The sequence below is a fragment of the Nocardia sp. NPDC057440 genome, from assembly GCF_042802915.1.
Classification (GTDB): Bacteria; Actinomycetota; Actinomycetes; order Mycobacteriales; family Mycobacteriaceae; genus Nocardia.
Genome location: NZ_JBHVDF010000005.1, coordinates 403,073 through 419,692, shown reverse-complemented (window position 1 = coordinate 419,692; position 16,620 = coordinate 403,073). Strand labels below are relative to the sequence as shown.

At 69.2% G+C, this 16,620-nt stretch carries 2 pseudogenes; both read left to right on the top strand.

Annotated elements, in window-relative coordinates:
• Window positions 1-17: 17 nt before the first annotated feature.
• Window positions 18-3,569, top strand: a pseudogene (locus ACFU4Z_RS13285) (type I polyketide synthase); the annotation flags it as partial.
• Window positions 3,570-3,581: 12 nt separating this feature from the next.
• Window positions 3,582-16,610: pseudogene (locus ACFU4Z_RS13280) on the top strand (SDR family NAD(P)-dependent oxidoreductase); the annotation flags it as partial.
• Window positions 16,611-16,620 lie beyond the last annotated feature (10 nt).

The following is a 16,620-nucleotide window of genomic DNA, read 5'->3' as shown; positions in this document are numbered from 1 at the left end:
AAGATGAGGAATTCCCAATGGTCGAACGAGCGAATGACATCGCGATCGTCGGAATGTCGTGCAGGCTGCCGGGCGCTGCCGACCTGGAGAAGTTCTGGCGATTGCTGCGCGAGGGCCGCGATGCCATCGGATCCGCTCCCGCCGACCGCCCCGGAATCGACGAGACAGCCGGATTCCTCGACTCGGCGTCGGAGTACGACGCCGACTTCTTCGGTGTGCCGCCGAACGAGGCACGGTCGATCGATCCACAGCAACTGCTCGGTCTCGAGCTGAGCTGGGAGGCGTTGGAGGACGCGGGCTACCGCGACGCGGCCGGTGCGCGGGCCGGGGTGTTCCTCGGCTCCACCGGAACCGATTTCGCCGAAATAGCCGCTGCGCAGGGCAAGCCCGGTGTCGGCAGACATTCGCTGTGGGCCGTCGGCCGTGGTGTCGTCGCCAACCGCATCTCCAATCAGTACGGGTTCACCGGCCCGAGCCTCGTCGTCGACAGCGGGCAGTCGTCGTCGCTGGTGGCGGTGCACCTGGCCTGCGAATCGGTGCGCAACGGCGAATGCGACGTGGCGCTGGCCGGCGGGCTGAACCTCATCCTCTCGCCGTTGAGCGGCGAACGGATCGAACAATTCGGTGCGCGCTCGGCGTCGGGCAAGTGCCGCACCTTCGATGAAAGCGCCGACGGAATCGTGCGCGGTGAAGGCGGCGGCATCGTCGTGCTCAAGCCGCTCTGGCGAGCCGTCGCCGACGGTGACCGGATCCATGCCGTGATCCGCGGCAGTTCGGTCAACAACGGCAACGAGCGCCAGGTGTTGAGCGCGCCGAGCGCGGCGTCGCAGGCGTCGGTCATCCGGGCGGCCCTCGACGCGGCCGGGGTAGAAGGCTTGTCGGTGCAGTATGTCGAATTGCACGGCACCGGCACTCCGGCAGGCGATCCGGTGGAGGCGGCCGCGCTCGGCGACACCTACGGTGTGTCGCGGCCGGCGGACGGACCCCTTGCCGTGGGCTCGGTCAAAACGAACATCGGGCATCTCGAGGCCGCCGCGGGGATCGCGGGTCTGATCAAGACCGTGCTGTGCCTGCGGCATCGAGAACTCGTGCCGAGTTTGAACTTCCGTGCTCCTAACCCTCGGATTTCGCTCGACGCGGCGCGGTTGCGGGTCGTGACCGGTACGCAGGAATGGCCGTCGGCGGAGGTTCGCAGGGCGGCGGTGTCGGCGTTCGGCATGGGCGGCACCAATGCGCATGTGGTGCTGGAGGAAGCCCCCGCGGTCGCGACGGTCGATGCCGCGCCCGTTCGCGGCTCGGAGGTCCTGTCGTGGGTGCTGTCCGCCGGGAGCCGGGAGGCGTTGCGGGGACAGGCCGCTCGGCTGCGGGACTGGTTGGATGAGCACCCCGAAGCGGATGCCGCCGATGTGGCGCACTCGTTGTTGCGATCGCGCACGCAGTTGGAGTGGCGCAGTGCGGTAGTCGGTCATGATCTCGTCGGCATGAAGGCCGGGCTCGCGGCGTTGGCCGAGCCAGGAGCCGAGTCCGCTGAGCTCGCGGAGTCCGCGGTGGTGTCGGGTCGCGCGGCGGCCCGGCGGGTGGCGATGGTGTTTCCGGGTCAGGGCAGCCAGTGGCCGGGGATGGCCGCGGGTTTGTTCGCTGCGGGCGGCGTGTTCGCGGAGTCGATCGCCGAGTGCGAGACGGCGTTGTCGCCGTTCATCGATTGGTCGCTGACCGATGTCGTGCGGGGGGAACCAGGAGCCGCGTCGCTGGACCGGGTGGACGTCGTCCAGCCGGTGCTGTTCGCCGTCATGGTCTCGCTGGCACGGCTATGGCGCGCCAACGGCGTCGAACCGAGTGTGGTCATCGGGCATTCGCAGGGCGAGGTCGCGGCGGCCGTCGTGATCGGCGCCTTGTCCTTGTCGGACGGGGCGCGCGTGATCGCGCTGCGCTCCCGAGCTGGGGCCGAGGTGCTCATCGACAAGGGGGCGATGGCCGCGGTCGGTCTGTCCACCGCGGCGGTCCTGGAGCGGTTGGCGCCGTTCGGGGACGAATTGTCGTTGGCGGCGATCAACGGGCCCGCACAGACGGTGGTGTCGGGCGGATCGGCGGCGTTGGACGAGTTCGTCGCGCAATGCGCGGCCGACGGAGTGTGGGCGAAGCGTGTCCCGGCGACCTGGCCCGGACACTCGAAAATGGCCGAGGAGATCCGCGATCGGATCTTGACGGAACTGGCGCCGGTGCAGCCGATGGCGAGTTCTGTCCCCTTCTTCTCCACCGTGTTCGCCGACTATATCGATACATCGACGCTGGATGCCGAGTACTGGTACCGGTCGCTGCGAGAGCCGGTGCGCTTCGCCGAATCGATCGAAGCCCTGATGCGTTCGGGGGTGAACGGATTCGTCGAGACCAGTCCGCACCCGGTAGTTTCCATGGCCGTCGAGCTGACTGCGGACTCGATCGGCTTTGCCGACCGCGTGGCCGTTGTCGGCACCCTGAAACGCGGTCACGGCGGCCAGGAACATTTCGCGGCAGCACTCGCCCGCGCCCATAGCGTCGGCATCGACGTATCGCCCGCGGCGCTGGCCAGGGCGGCGACGCGAATCGATCTGCCCACCTATGCGTTCCAGCGGCTGCGCTGGTGGACGCCCGGTGATTCGGTCGGCGCGGGCGCGGGCGATGTGAGCAGTGCCGGGTTGATCCATCCGGATCATCCGATGCTCGGCGCCGCGGTGTCGGTCGCGGGCCGGGACGAATGGCTGTTCACCGGCCGCCTCACCCGCGCCGCCCATCCCTGGCTCGGCGACCACGTGATCCTCGGGTCGCCCGTCATGCCCGCGGCCGTACTGATCGAAGCCGCGTTGGGCGTCGGCGCCCGAGTGGCGGCAGGCTCGGTGACGGAACTGCGGATCGAGTCACCGCTGCCGACGGTCGCCGATGCGCTGAACATCCAGGTGAGTGTGGCAGCGCCCGACGACCTCGGTCGGCGGACGTTCGCGATCCATGCCCGGCCCGGTAGCGCGGAGCTCTTCGACGGCCGACGGCCGGGTGCCGAGTGGGCCGCCGATGACGAGGTCGAGTCCCAGGAATGGGCCAGGTACGCGACGGGTGTGCTCGCCCCCGACACCGGTGACGCACCGTTCTCGGTGGACGGCGACTGGCCACCCGGCGCAGCCGAGCCGGTGGCGGCCGCGCAATTGTATGACCGCCTCGGCGCGCGCGGCTTGGGCTACGGCGTGGCATTCCAAGGAGTCACCGCGGCTTGGCGGCGGGGGCACGAGGTCTTCGCCGAGGTGTCGCTCGACGCTACGGTCAGCGATCAGGCCGGGCGTTTCGGCGTGCATCCCGCTCTGCTTGACGCGATGCTGCACGCGGCTGTCGACGAACTGGCCGACGGATCTTCGGAAGCCGACAGCAACACCGTTCCGATGCCGCTGTCGCTCACCGATATTCGGCTGTACCGCCCCGGGGCGGAAGCCGCGCGGGTTCGCCTCGACCGGGTGGACACGAACACCCTGCGCGTCACGGCGTTCGCCGAGGACGGCGCACCGATTCTCGCGATCAAGTCGCTGCTGCTGCAGCCGGTCGAGATGGCCGCGACGTCGGATCTACTGGCGCCCGCCGCCGTGGTTCCCGCGCGCAGGCGGAATACCGTGGTCACGGGTCCGCTCGCGCCCCGCTTGCTCGCCACCCCCGAGTCCGAACGTGAGGCCTTGGTGCTCGCGGTGGTCGCCGAGCAGGCCGCGGCCGTCCTCGGCCACGACTCCGCCGCGGCCATTGATCCCGATCAGCCGTTCACCGACTTCGGATTCGATTCGCTGAGCGGTCAGCAGCTCCGCAATCGGCTGGTGCAGGCCACCGGCACGGAGTTGCCGACGACGCTGGTATTCGACCACCCGACGCCACGAGCGGTGACCCGGCTGGTGCGTTCCTTGCTCGAAGGTGTCGACCTCGGTAAACGCGGCGTCACCCGGCGCACCCGCTCCGACGAACCGATCGCGATTGTCGGAATCGGCTGCCGCTTCCCCGGCGGTGTCGCCTCGGCACAACAGATGTGGGATCTGCTCGCCGAGGGCCGCGATGCGATCACCGGGTTCCCGACCGACCGCGGCTGGGACCTCGAGCGGCTGTTCGATCCGGATCCGAGCAAGCCGGGCACCGTGTACACCCGAGAAGGCGGATTCCTCACCGACCCAGGCGCTTTCGACGCGGGCTTCTTCGGTATCGGCCCGCGTGAGGCGGCGGCGATGGATCCGCAGCAGCGGCTGATGCTGGAAGTCTCCTGGGAAGCTCTGGAGGACGCGGGGATCGACCCCGCCGCGTTGCGCGGCACCGACACCGGCGTGTACGTCGGCGCGATCTCATCGGGTTACGCGCGCGCGGTGACCGGTGAGCACGAAGGCTTCCGGTTGACGGGGACTTCTCCGAGCGTGATCTCCGGTCGCGTCTCTTATCTTTTCGGGCTGGAGGGGCCCGCGGTCACTGTCGACACCGCGTGTTCGTCATCGTTGGTCGCACTGCACCTCGCCTGCCAGGCCCTGCGCCGGGGCGAGGCTTCCCTCGTCCTTGCCGGCGGCGTGAGCATCTCGGCGAGCCCGCGGTTGTACATCGACTTTGCGCGGCAACGGGGCTTGGCGCCCGATGGACGGAGCAAAGCGTTCGCCGCTGCCGCCGACGGCGTGACCTGGTCCGAGGGGGTGGGCATGCTGGTGGTCGAGCGGCTGTCGGACGCGCAGCGCCTCGGTCACAACGTGTTGGCGGTCGTGCGTGGGTCGGCCGTGAATCAGGACGGTGCGAGTAATGGTTTGACCGCGCCGAACGGTCCCTCGCAGGAGCGGGTGATCGCGGCGGCGTTGGCCGATGCCGGACTGGAGCCCTCGGATGTGGACGCCGTCGAGGCGCACGGCACCGGAACGACTTTGGGTGACCCGATCGAGGCGCAGGCTCTGATCAACGCCTACGGGCGCGACCGCGCGGAGCCGCTGCGGATCGGATCGCTGAAGTCGAACATCGGCCACGCGGTCGCCGCGGCAGGCGTCGGCGGTGTGATCAAGATGGTGCAGGCTCTGCGGCAGCAGACGCTGCCGAAGACTTTGCATGTCGACGCGCCGACGCCGCATGTGGACTGGTCGGCGGGGTCGGTGCGGCTGTTGACGGAGGCGGAGCCATGGCCCGCCCGTGGCCGGGTCCGTCGTGCCGGGGTCTCGTCGTTCGGTATGAGCGGCACCAACGCGCACCTGATCTTGGAGGAGGCGCCGCCCTCGATCCCGACCGAACCCGCTGTCGTCGAACGAGATTCGGGTGTCGGCGGTTCCGATGTCCTGTCGTGGACATTGTCGGCGGGAAGTCCGGAGGCATTGCGGGAACAGGCTGTTCGGCTCGAGGAATGGTTGCGGTCGCACGAAGATGCGAATGCGGCGGATGTGGCGCACTCGTTGCTGCGTCACCGCTCGCAGTTCGAGTGGCGTGGCGCGGTGGTGGGGCGGGAACTGGCCGACCTGAAAGCCGGGCTGGCGAGTGTGGCCGAGTCGGCAACGCAGCCCGCCAAGGGCACAGACAACGTGGTCTCGGGTCGCGCCGCGGCGCGCCGGGTGGCGTTCGTGTTCCCGGGGCAGGGCAGCCAGTGGCCCGAGATGGCCGGCGAGCTCCTGGCCGCCGGTGGGGTGTTCGCCGACGCGATCGTGGAGTGCGAGGCGGCATTGGCGCCGTTCGTGAATTGGTCGTTGACCGATGTGCTCCGCGGCGAGGCGGACCCGGCGTTGCTGGATCGGGTGGATGTGGTTCAGCCCGTGCTGTTCGCGGTGATGGTCTCGTTGGCGCGCGTGTGGCGCGCGAACGGGGTGGAACCCGCGGTGGTCGTTGGGCACTCGCAGGGTGAGATCGCGGCGGCCGTTGTTGCGGGCGGACTTTCGCTGTCGGACGGAGCGCGGGTGGTCGCCCTTCGTTCCCAGGTCGTCGCCGAGGAGCTCGCGGGCGCTGGTGGCATGGTGTCGGTGGGTTCGACCGCCGAAGCAGTCGTGGAGCGGTTGAGGAGTTTCGGGGACCGGCTTTCCGTGGCGGCAGTGAACGGCCCTGCGCAGACAGTGGTTTCGGGGGAATCGTCGGCCCTGGAGGAGTTCTTGGCGGCGTGCGCGACTGACGGTGTCTGGGCGAAACGGATTCCGGTGGACTATGCGTCGCACTCGAGGGCCGTGGAGTCGATCCGGGATCGGGTGCTCGCGGAGCTGGAAGCTGTTGCGCCGGTGCCGGGCTCGGTGCCGTTCTTCTCGACCGTGCTCGCGGACTATGTCGATACCGAGACGCTGGATGCGGGGTATTGGTATCGCGGGCTGCGTGAGCAGGTGCGGTTCGCTGAGTCGGTCGAAGCGCTACAGCGCGCTGGGGTGAACGCTTTCATCGAGGTGAGCCCGCATCCGGTGCTGACGATCGGCGTCGAGCTGACGGCGGGGGCGATCGGCTCGGCCGATCGCGTGGCCGTGCTCGGGACGCTGAAGCGCAATCAGGGCGGTCCAGAGCAGATCGCCGCCGCGCTGGCACACGCCCACTGTGTCGGTATCGAGGTGACGGCGGATGCATTGGCGCCGGACGCCACTCGGGTGGACCTGCCGACGTATGCGTTCCAGCGCAAGCAGTATTGGTTGCGGCCGAGCGGCGCGCCGGATGTATGGCAGGCGGGCCTCGACGAAGCAGGGCATCCACTGCTCGGCGCGCTGGTTCGGCTGCCGGATTCCCAGGACGTGGTGTTCACGGGCCGACTGTCGCGAGCCGATCATTCGTGGCTGGCCGACCATACGGTCGCCGGGGTGACCTTGCTGCCCGGCGCCGCCCTCGTGGAGCTGGCCCTGCACGTGGGAACGATGCTGGACTGCCCGCGACTCGACGAGCTGGTGATCGAGGCGCCGCTGCCGGTGCCGCCTGCCGGAGCCGTCGAGCTGCGGGTGGTGGCGGGCGGACCGGATGGGACCGGCGCTCGGACGGTGTCGGTGTACTCCCGCGTACGCGGCGCCGAAGAATTCGATCGGGCCGAGGTCAGCGACGGCTCCGGATCGGACGAGTGGGTGCGTCACGCGTTCGCGTCGGTCACCGCTCAGACGGACGCGCCGTTGGCCGACCAGAGCATGGTGATCTGGCCGCCTGCCGGCGCGGTTGCGATCGAGATCGACGGCGCGTATGCGGATTTGGCGGAGCAGGGTTACGGGTACGGGCCGGTGTTCCGCGGACTGACGGCGCTGTGGCGACGTGATGGCGAGGTGTTCGCCGAGGTCGCGCTGCCGGAGCAGGCGCGGTCGGAGGCCGGGAAGTTCGGTGTGCATCCGGCGTTGCTCGACGCCGCGTTGCACCCGATCCTGCTCGGCGGATTGATTCCGGCCCCGCGCGCCGGTGAGTTGGCTGTCCCGTTCTCGTGGGAGAACGTTTCGCTGTATGCGACGGGGGCGACTGCGCTGCGGGTCCGGGCGGTGGTCTCCGGCTCGGGGGCCGGGGGCGAGCGGATCACGGTGACGGTCGCCGACGGGGCGGGTATGGCGGTGGCCGAGGTGGGAGCGCTGACACTACGGTCGCTCTCGACCGACGCGATCGGTGTGGCCCGGCGTCGCGGCGACGGCGTCGGCTACCAGATGGATTGGGTCGCGCTGGCCTCCGATGCGGAGCAACTCACCGAAGCCGAATCCTGGAGTCCCGCCGACGACGGCGAAACCGCCACCATCGGTGGCCGAGTCGTGACGGTATTGCGGCTCGACGCGGCGGCAGGCGATCGTGCTCTCCCTGCGGCGGTGCGTGATGCGGTGACCGCTCTGATGGTGCGCGTGCAGCGGTTGCTGGCGCGAGACGAGCAGATCGTCGTGGTGACCAGGCAGGCGGTCGCGGTGCATGCCGGGGAGCCGGTCGAGCTGTCCGGTGCGGCGGCGTGGGGTCTGCTGCGCACGGCGCAGAGTGAGCACCCGGACCGGATCCTCATGGTCGACGTCGATGACCCTGCCGACTATCGGCAGGCCGTCGTCCTGGCAGCGACGATGGATGGCGAACCCCAGCTGGCGGTTCGGCGCGGCACCGCGCACGCGCCTCGGCTGAGCCGCGGCGTCGGCGACGACGTGGGTGCGAGTGATCTGGTGCGGACTCCGGCGTGGGCGTTGACCCATCTCGGCAAGGGCACCCTGACCGGAGACAACCTCGCGCTGATCGAGACACCCGCCGTGTTGCGGGGGCTCGAGCCCGGCCAGGTCCGGGTGGCACTGCGCGCGGCGGGCGTGAATTTCCGTGATGTGCTGCTCGCTCTGGGTATGGATTCGGGCGGGAACGACTCGATCTGTGTCGAAGGTGCGGGGGTGGTGCTCGAGGTCGCGTCCGATGTCACCGAATTCGCGCCCGGTGACCGGGTTTTCGGGTTCATCGACGGTGTCGGATCGGTCGTGGTGACCGATCGACGCCTGCTCGCGCCGATGCCGCGTGGCTGGTCGTTCGCCCAGGCCGCCGCGGTCCCGGTGGTGTATGCGACTGCCTACTACGGCCTCGTGGACCTGGCCGGGGCACAACCCGGCGAGACCCTTTTGCTGCACGCGGCGACCGGCGGCGTCGGCATGGCGGCGGTGCAGTTGGCGCGGCATCTGGGGTTGCGTCTGCTGGTGACGGCCAGTCGCCCCAAATGGGATGTGCTGCGCGGCATGGGGTTCGACGACGCCCAGATCGGCGACTCGCGCACCGTCGACTTCGAGCAGAAATTCCGCGACGTGACCGAGGGTCGTGGCGTGGACATCGTGCTGGATTCGCTGGCAGGCGAATTCGTGGACGCGTCGCTGCGCTTGCTGCCCCGCGGTGGCCGGTTCATCGAGATGGGCCATCTCGATGAGCGTGATCCGGCCCAGGTGGCCGCTGCGCATCCCGGCGTGGATTACCACACATTCATGCTGTTGGAGGTGGAGCCGGATCGGTTGCGGGAGATTCTCGCGAGCGTTGTCGAGCTTTTCCAGGCCGGGGTGTTGGCGTCTTCGCCGACCACCGCGTGGGATGTGCGCCAGGCGCCGGAAGCGTTCCGCCATGTCAGCCAGGCTCGGCATATCGGCAAGAACGTGCTCACCGTGCCGACACCGTTGCGGCCCGGCGGCACCGTCCTGATCACCGGCGGCACCGGACGACTCGGCGCGTTGCTGTCCAGGCACCTGATCGGTGAGTACGGCGTGCGGCGACTGGTGCTGGCGAGCAGGCGTGGGCCGGACGCGCCCGGTGCGGCCGAACTCCGGGCCGAGCTGGTCGCGCTCGGCGCGCACGTGGACGTGGTGGCCTGCGATACCGCCGACCGAGCCGCGCTCGATGCGGTGTTGGCGGCCATCCCGTCGGAGCATCCGTTGACCGGTGTATTCCATGCCGCGGGTGTACTGGCCGACGGCCTGCTGGCCGACATGACGCCGGAGCGGATCGCGCAGGTGCTGCGGCCGAAGGTGGATGCGGCGTGGAATCTGCACGAGGCGACGCAGGATCTGGATCTGTCGGCGTTCGTGCTCTATTCCTCGATCGCCGGTGTGATCGGCAATCCGGGACAGGCGAACTACGCGGCCGCGAATGTCTTCCTGGACGCGTTGGCGCAGCACCGGCACGTGACCGGATTGCCTGCGACGTCGATGGCGTGGGGGTTGTGGAAGGAGAGCACCGGCATGACCGGTGGTCTCGGCGAGGCCGATATCGCCAGGTTGCGCCGCGAAGGTTTCCCGCCGCTGAGCGACGAGGACGGCATGGCGCTGTTCGACTGGGCCCTCGCGGCCGGCCGGGCGACACTCGTGGCCGTCCGGGTCGATCGGTCCGCACTCGCCGAGGCGGGTCCCGATGGTCCGCGCGCGCTCATGCGCGGTTTGTCACGGCCGTCGCGGCGTCGCGTCAGCATCGGGGCGAGCGAGTCGTCGGTGCTGGCGGCGCAGGTGGCGGGCCGCCCGGTGGCCGAGCAGGAACGCATCATCCTCGAGGTGATCCGCACCCAGGCCGCGGCGGTCCTCGGTCACGACAATGCCGAGTCGATCGCCCCGGACAAGCCGTTCAGCGATATCGGGTTCGACTCGCTCGGCGTCATGGAATTCCGCAACCGGCTGGTCAAGGCCACCGGTGTTCAGCTGCCGTCGACCCTGGTCTTCGACTATCCGACCGCGGAGGCGATGGCGAAGCTGGTGCAATCCCGAGTCGCGCCAACGACCGTGGACCGACCCGCTCGGCAGGCTCCGCGCCGAGTTCAGGCGGACGACCCGATCGCCATCGTCGGGATGAGCTGCCGGTTCCCCGGAGGCGTCTCGTCCCCGGAGGATCTCTGGGGGCTTCTTGCGTCCGGAACCGATGCCACCGGCGAGTTTCCGGCGGATCGGGGCTGGGATCTGGAGCGGCTGTTCGATCCGGACCCGGACAAGCCCGGCACCATCTACACCCGCCGCGGCGGATTCCTCGATGCCGCGGGCGATTTCGACGCCGGTTTCTTCGGCATCGGCCCCCGCGAGGCGTCGGCGATGGACCCGCAGCAACGGCTGCTGCTGGAAGCGTCCTGGGAGGCGCTGGAAGAGGCAGGCATCGATCCGATCTCGTTGCGCGGCAGCGACACCGGAGTTTTCGCCGGAGCCTGCTTCTCGGGTTACTACGATCGGGTGACCGGCGATCTGGAGGGCTTCCGGCTCACCGGCACCACGCACAGCGTGATCTCCGGTCGGGTGGCATATACCTTCGGCCTCGAAGGCCCCGCCGTCACCGTGGACACGGCATGCTCGTCGTCCCTGGTCGCTTTGCACCAGGCTTGTCGTGCGTTGCGTCAGGGGGAGACCTCGCTGGCACTGGCGAGCGGCGTGACGGTCGCGGCAGCGCCCTACGTCTACATCGATTTCGCGCGGCAGCGTGGGCTGTCTCCGGAGGGACGCTGCAAGTCGTTCGCCGCCGGGGCCGACGGCGTCGCCTTCTCCGAGGGCGTCGGCGTTCTGGTGCTCGAGCGGCTCTCCGACGCCGAGCGGCTCGGCCACAACGTCCTGGCCCTCGTGCGCGGGTCGGCCGTGAATCAGGACGGTGCGAGTAATGGTTTGACCGCGCCGAACGGTCCCTCGCAGGAGCGGGTGATCGCGGCGGCGTTGGCCGATGCCGGACTGGAGCCCTCGGATGTGGACGCCGTCGAGGCGCACGGCACCGGAACGACTTTGGGTGACCCGATCGAGGCGCAGGCACTGATCAACGCCTACGGGCGCGATCGTGCGGGACAACCGCTGCGGATCGGGTCGATCAAGTCGAATATCGGGCACACCATCGCCGCGGCAGGCGTGGGTGGGGTGATCAAGATGGTGCAGGCGCTGCGACACGAGATCCTGCCGAAGACACTCCATGTGGATGAGCCGAGCCCACACGTGGAATGGTCGGACGGCAACGTCGCGCTGCTGACGGAGGCCGAGCCGTGGCCGGTCGGCGAGCGTATCCGCCGCGCCGGGGTGTCGTCCTTCGGCGTCAGCGGCACCAACGTGCACACCATCTTGGAAGAAGCACCGGTCCGTCGGGCGCAGGCATCGCTGCCCGCCCCCACCGACCGGTCGCGCCCTGACACCGTCGTTCCGTGGGTGGTGTCGGCGGATTCCGAGTCGGGTCTGCGGGCGCAGGCGGATCGACTGCGGCAGTGGATGATCGGCAATTCCGACGCGGATGTATGGGATGTTGCGTACTCGTTGATGACGTCCCGGGCGCGGTTGGATCGGCGTGCCGCCGTCGTCGGTCGCGATCGCGATGAGCTGCTTGCCGGTCTTGCCGATCTGGCGGCGGGTGCACCGGGCACGATCGAGGCGACCGCGGGGTCGGGCCGGACGGCGTTCCTGTTCACCGGGCAGGGTGCGCAACGCGCCGGTATGGGCGCCGGGTTGTACGCGGCCTTCGACGTGTTCGCCGCGGCGTTCGACGAGGTGTGCGCCCAGATCGACCCGCTGCTGGGGTTGGCGCTGCGGGACCTGGCGTTCGACAAGGACGGTGCGGCGCTGCTGGATCGGACCGAGTTCACCCAGTCCGCCCTGTTCGCATTCGAGGTGGCGCTGTTCCGGCTGATGGAATCGTTCGGCGTCGTGCCGGACGTGCTGATCGGGCACTCGATCGGGGAACTCACGGCCGCCTATGTGGCGGGTGTGTGGTCGCTGCCGGACGCGTGCGCCCTGGTGGTCGCCCGTGGACGATTGATGGGGGCGCTGCCCGAGGGCGGGGCGATGCTGGCGGTCGCGGTGCCGGAGGCGCGAGCGAACGCGGTGCTCGCCGGGTTCGCGGGCCGGGTGTCGATGGCGGCGGTGAACGGCCCGTCGTCGGTGGTCTTGTCCGGGGAGGTCTCCGCGATCGACGAGATCGCGGAGGCGTTCGTCGCGGAAGGAGTCAAGACCTCCCGGCTCCGGGTCAGCCACGCGTTCCATTCGGCGTTGATGGAGCCGATGCTCGACGAGTTCCGTTGCATCGCAAACGAGTTGACCTACCACCAGCCGACCGTGTCGATCGTCTCGAACATCTCGGGGGCCTTGTTCGGCGACGAGGTGACCGATCCGGAGTATTGGGTCGAGCAGGTGCGCGGCTGCGTCCGGTTCGCGCCGGGAATCGACACGCTGGTCGAGACCGGGGTGCGGCGCTTCCTGGAGATCGGACCGGATGCCGTGCTGGCCGCGATGGTTCGGCAGTGTCTTGCCGGGATTCCTGGCGTCGAGGCCAAGTCGACGGTGCTCGCTGCCGCCCGGCGCTCGGTCGACGAGCCCACCCAGTTCATTTCCGCGCTGGCCGCTGCCGACGCCGCGGGGATCGGTATGGACTGGACATCGTTGTTCGCCGACCACTCGATGGCGCGAGTGCCGTTGCCCACGTACGCGTTCCGGCACCGGCGGTATTGGCTCGAGCCGGTTTCCTCGCCGGACACCTGGCAGTCGGGCCTGGACGAAGCGGGACATCCGCTGTTGAGCGCGATGGTTCGACTGCCGGATTCCGATGACGTGGTGTTCACGGGCAGGCTGTCGCACGGAGGCCATCCGTGGCTGGCCGACCATACGGTCGCCGGGGTGACCTTGCTGCCCGGTGCGGCCTTCGTGGAGCTGGCCTTGCACGTGGGAACGATGGTGCAGTGCCCACGGCTCGCCGAACTGGTGATCGAGGCGCCGCTGCCGGTGCCGTCCACCGGTGGTGTCGAGCTGCGGGTGGTGGCGACCGGGCCGGACGAGACGGGCGCGCGGACGGTGTCGGTGTACTCCCGTTCGGGTGGTGACGACTCGGGTGATGCGGCGCAGCGTTCGCGCATCGACACCGCCGGTCGCGGCGATGACCAGGCGCCACAGTGGGTTCGGCACGTGGTCGCGACCGTCGCTGCCCAAGCGGACACATCGTCGATCGACACGAGTATGGCGAGCTGGCCGCCCGCGGGTGCGTCTGCGATGGACATCGAGCATGTCTATGCGGATCTGGCGGAGCTGGGTTATGAGTACGGGCCTGCGTTCCAGGGACTGACTGCGCTCTGGCGGCGTGGCGATGAGGTATTCGCGGAGGTCGCGCTGCCGGAATCCGTCCGATCGGCAGGCGGGGAATTCGGTGTGCATCCGGCGTTGCTGGACGCCGCCTTGCACGTCCTCCTGTTCGGCGGGTTGCTGCCCGCCCCGCAGGCCGGTGCGGTCGCCGTCCCGTTCTCGTGGGAGAACGTCGCGTTGCACGCGACCGGGGCGACCGCGCTCCGGGTCCGGGCGATCGCGACCGGCTCCGCGACGGGCGACCGGATCGCGATGACGCTCGCCGACACGTCGGGCATGGTGGTGGCCGAGGTGGGTGCGCTGACGCTGCGGCCGATTTCGACCACCGCGCTGGGTTCGGCACACCGCGGGACCGACGGCGTCGGCTACGGCGTGGACTGGGTCGCGCTCCCCGCGCGTGAGTTCACCGAAACCGGCGAGTGGAGTGCCGCCGAGGACGGTGAAACCGTCTCGATCGCGGGACGGACCGCGACGGTGGTGCGGCTCGACGACGCGCCGGGCGACCGATATCGCCCGGTGCAGACGCGGGTTGCGGTCACGGCGCTGACCGCGCGCATCCAGCGTTTGCTGACGCAGGACCGGTCCATCGTGGTCGTGACCGGCCAGGCGATGGCAGTGCATCCCGGCGAGGCCGTTCACCTGACCGCCGCGGCGGCATGGGGTCTGCTGCGCACCGCGCAGAGCGAGTACCCGGATCGGATTCTCGTGGTCGACATCGACGTGCCTGCCGACTATCGGCGCTGGGTGGAACTGGCTGTGCAGACGGCGGGTGAACCTCAATTGGCGATACGGCGCGGCACCACCCACGTGCCGCGGCTGCATCGCGCCGGTTCGGAGCTGCACGGGGTCTCCGCGTTGCGGGAGACCTCCGAATGGGCCCTCACTCCGCTCGGCAAGGGCACATTGTCCGAGGACAACTTCGGTCTGCGCGATCATCCGGCCGCGGCGGAACCACTGGAGCCCGGCCAGGTCCGGGTGAGCATGCGGGCGGTCGGCCTCAACTTCCGCGACGTGCTCGTCACGCTCGGCACCTACCCGGACCCGAACGCCCGGATCGGCGGCGAAGGTGCGGGGGTGGTGCTCGAGGTCGCGCCGGATGTCACCGAATTCGCGACCGGTGACCGGGTTTTCGGGTTCATCGACGGTGTCGGATCGGTCGCGGTGACCGATCATCGGCTACTCGCGCCGATACCGCATGGCTGGTCGTTCGCCCAGGCCGCCGCGGTCCCGGTGGTCTATGCGACGGCCTACTACGGCCTCGTGGACCTGGCCGGGGCACAACCCGGCGAGACCCTTTTGCTGCACGCGGCGACCGGTGGCGTCGGCATGGCGGCGGTGCAGGTCGCGCGGCACCTGGGGTTGCGTCTGCTCACCACCGCCAGTCGACCCAAGTGGGATGTGTTGCGCGGCATGGGGTTCGACGACGCGCAGATCGGCGACTCGCGCACCCTGGACTTCGAGCAGAAATTCCTCGATGTCACCGAGGGTCGTGGCGTGGACATCGTGTTGGATTCGCTGGCAGGCGAATTCGTGGACGCGTCGCTGCGCTTGCTGCCCCGCGGTGGCCGGTTCATCGAGATGGGCATGATCGACCGGCGTGATCCGGCCGAAGTGGCCGCCGAATATCCGGGCGTGCGCTACCAGAGCTTCATGCTGCTGGAAGCGGATCCGGATCGGCTGCAGGAGATCATGCGGATTCTGGTCGGCCTCTTCGACGACGGAGCGTTGACGTCTTCGCCGACCACCGCGTGGGATCTGCGGCAGGCACCTGAGGCGTTCCGCCATGTCAGTCAGGCCCGCCACATCGGCAAGAACGTACTCACCGTGCCGACACCGTTGCGGCCCGAGGGCACCGTGCTGATCACGGGCGGCACCGGTGGACTGGGTGCGCTCCTCGCGCGGCATCTGATCACGGCTTACGGCGTGCGCAGGTTGGTATTGGCGAGTAGGCGTGGGCCGGACGCGCCCGGCGCCGCCGAACTCCGGGCCGAACTCATCGCGCTCGACGCTCGAGTCGACGTGGTGGCCTGCGATACCGCCGACCGAGCCGCGCTGGATGCGGTGTTGGCGGCGATCCCACGCGAACATCCGTTGACCGGCGTATTCCACACTGCGGGCGTGCTGGCCGACGGTCTGCTCGCAGGTATGACACCGGAGCAGATCACCGACGTGCTGCGGCCGAAGGTGGATGCGGCGTGGAATCTGCACGAGGCGACGCAGGATCTGGATCTGTCGGCGTTCGTGCTCTATTCCTCGATCGCCGGTGTGATCGGCAATCCGGGGCAGGCGAACTACGCGGCGGCCAATGTGTTCCTCGACGCGTTGGCACAACACCGGCACGTGGCCGGATTGCCTGCGACATCGGTGGCGTGGGGGCCGTGGCGGTCGAGCACCGGCATGACCAGCGCCCTTGGCGAGGCCGATATCGTCAGGTTGCGCCGCGAGGGTTTCATTCCGCTCGGCGACGAGGACGGTATGGCGCTGTTCGACGCGGCCCTTGCGGGCGGCCGCGCGGAATTCGTTGCGGCCCGGATCGATAGGTCCGCGCTGTCGGAGGTCGGCGCCGATGACTTGCGCGCGGTCATGCGCGGTTTGTCACGGCCGTCGCGGCGCCGGGTCAGTAATGCGCCGAGCGAGTCGCCCGATCTGGCAGCGCAACTGGCCGGCCGCCCGGCTGCCAAGCAAGATCGCATCGTCCTCGAGGTGATCCGCGCCCAGGCCGCGGCGATCCTCGGTCACGACGGTGCGGACTCGATCGCCCCGGACAAGCCGTTCAGCGATATCGGGTTCGACTCACTCGGCGTCATGGAATTCCGCAACAGGCTGAAATCGGCTGTCGGCGTGCAGTTGTCCGCGAACGCGATGTTCGACTATCCGACACCGGCGGAGCTCGCTGGTTTCCTCCGCCGAGAGATCGTTCCCGAGGTCGGTTCCATCGATCGGATCGCGGCCGAGGTCGAGTCGTTGGCGCGCAGTTGCGCGGCGGCCGATCTGTCGCCCGCGGACCGTACCGACATCGCACTCAAGTTGCAGGCGATGTGGCGCGAGCTCCAAGGCAAGGACGCGAGCGAGCCCGATCCGGGCACCGCCGAGAGCCTCGCCGCCGCGGACGACAGCGAACTCTTCGACTTCATCGACAACCTCAGCTGATTCGTCGACA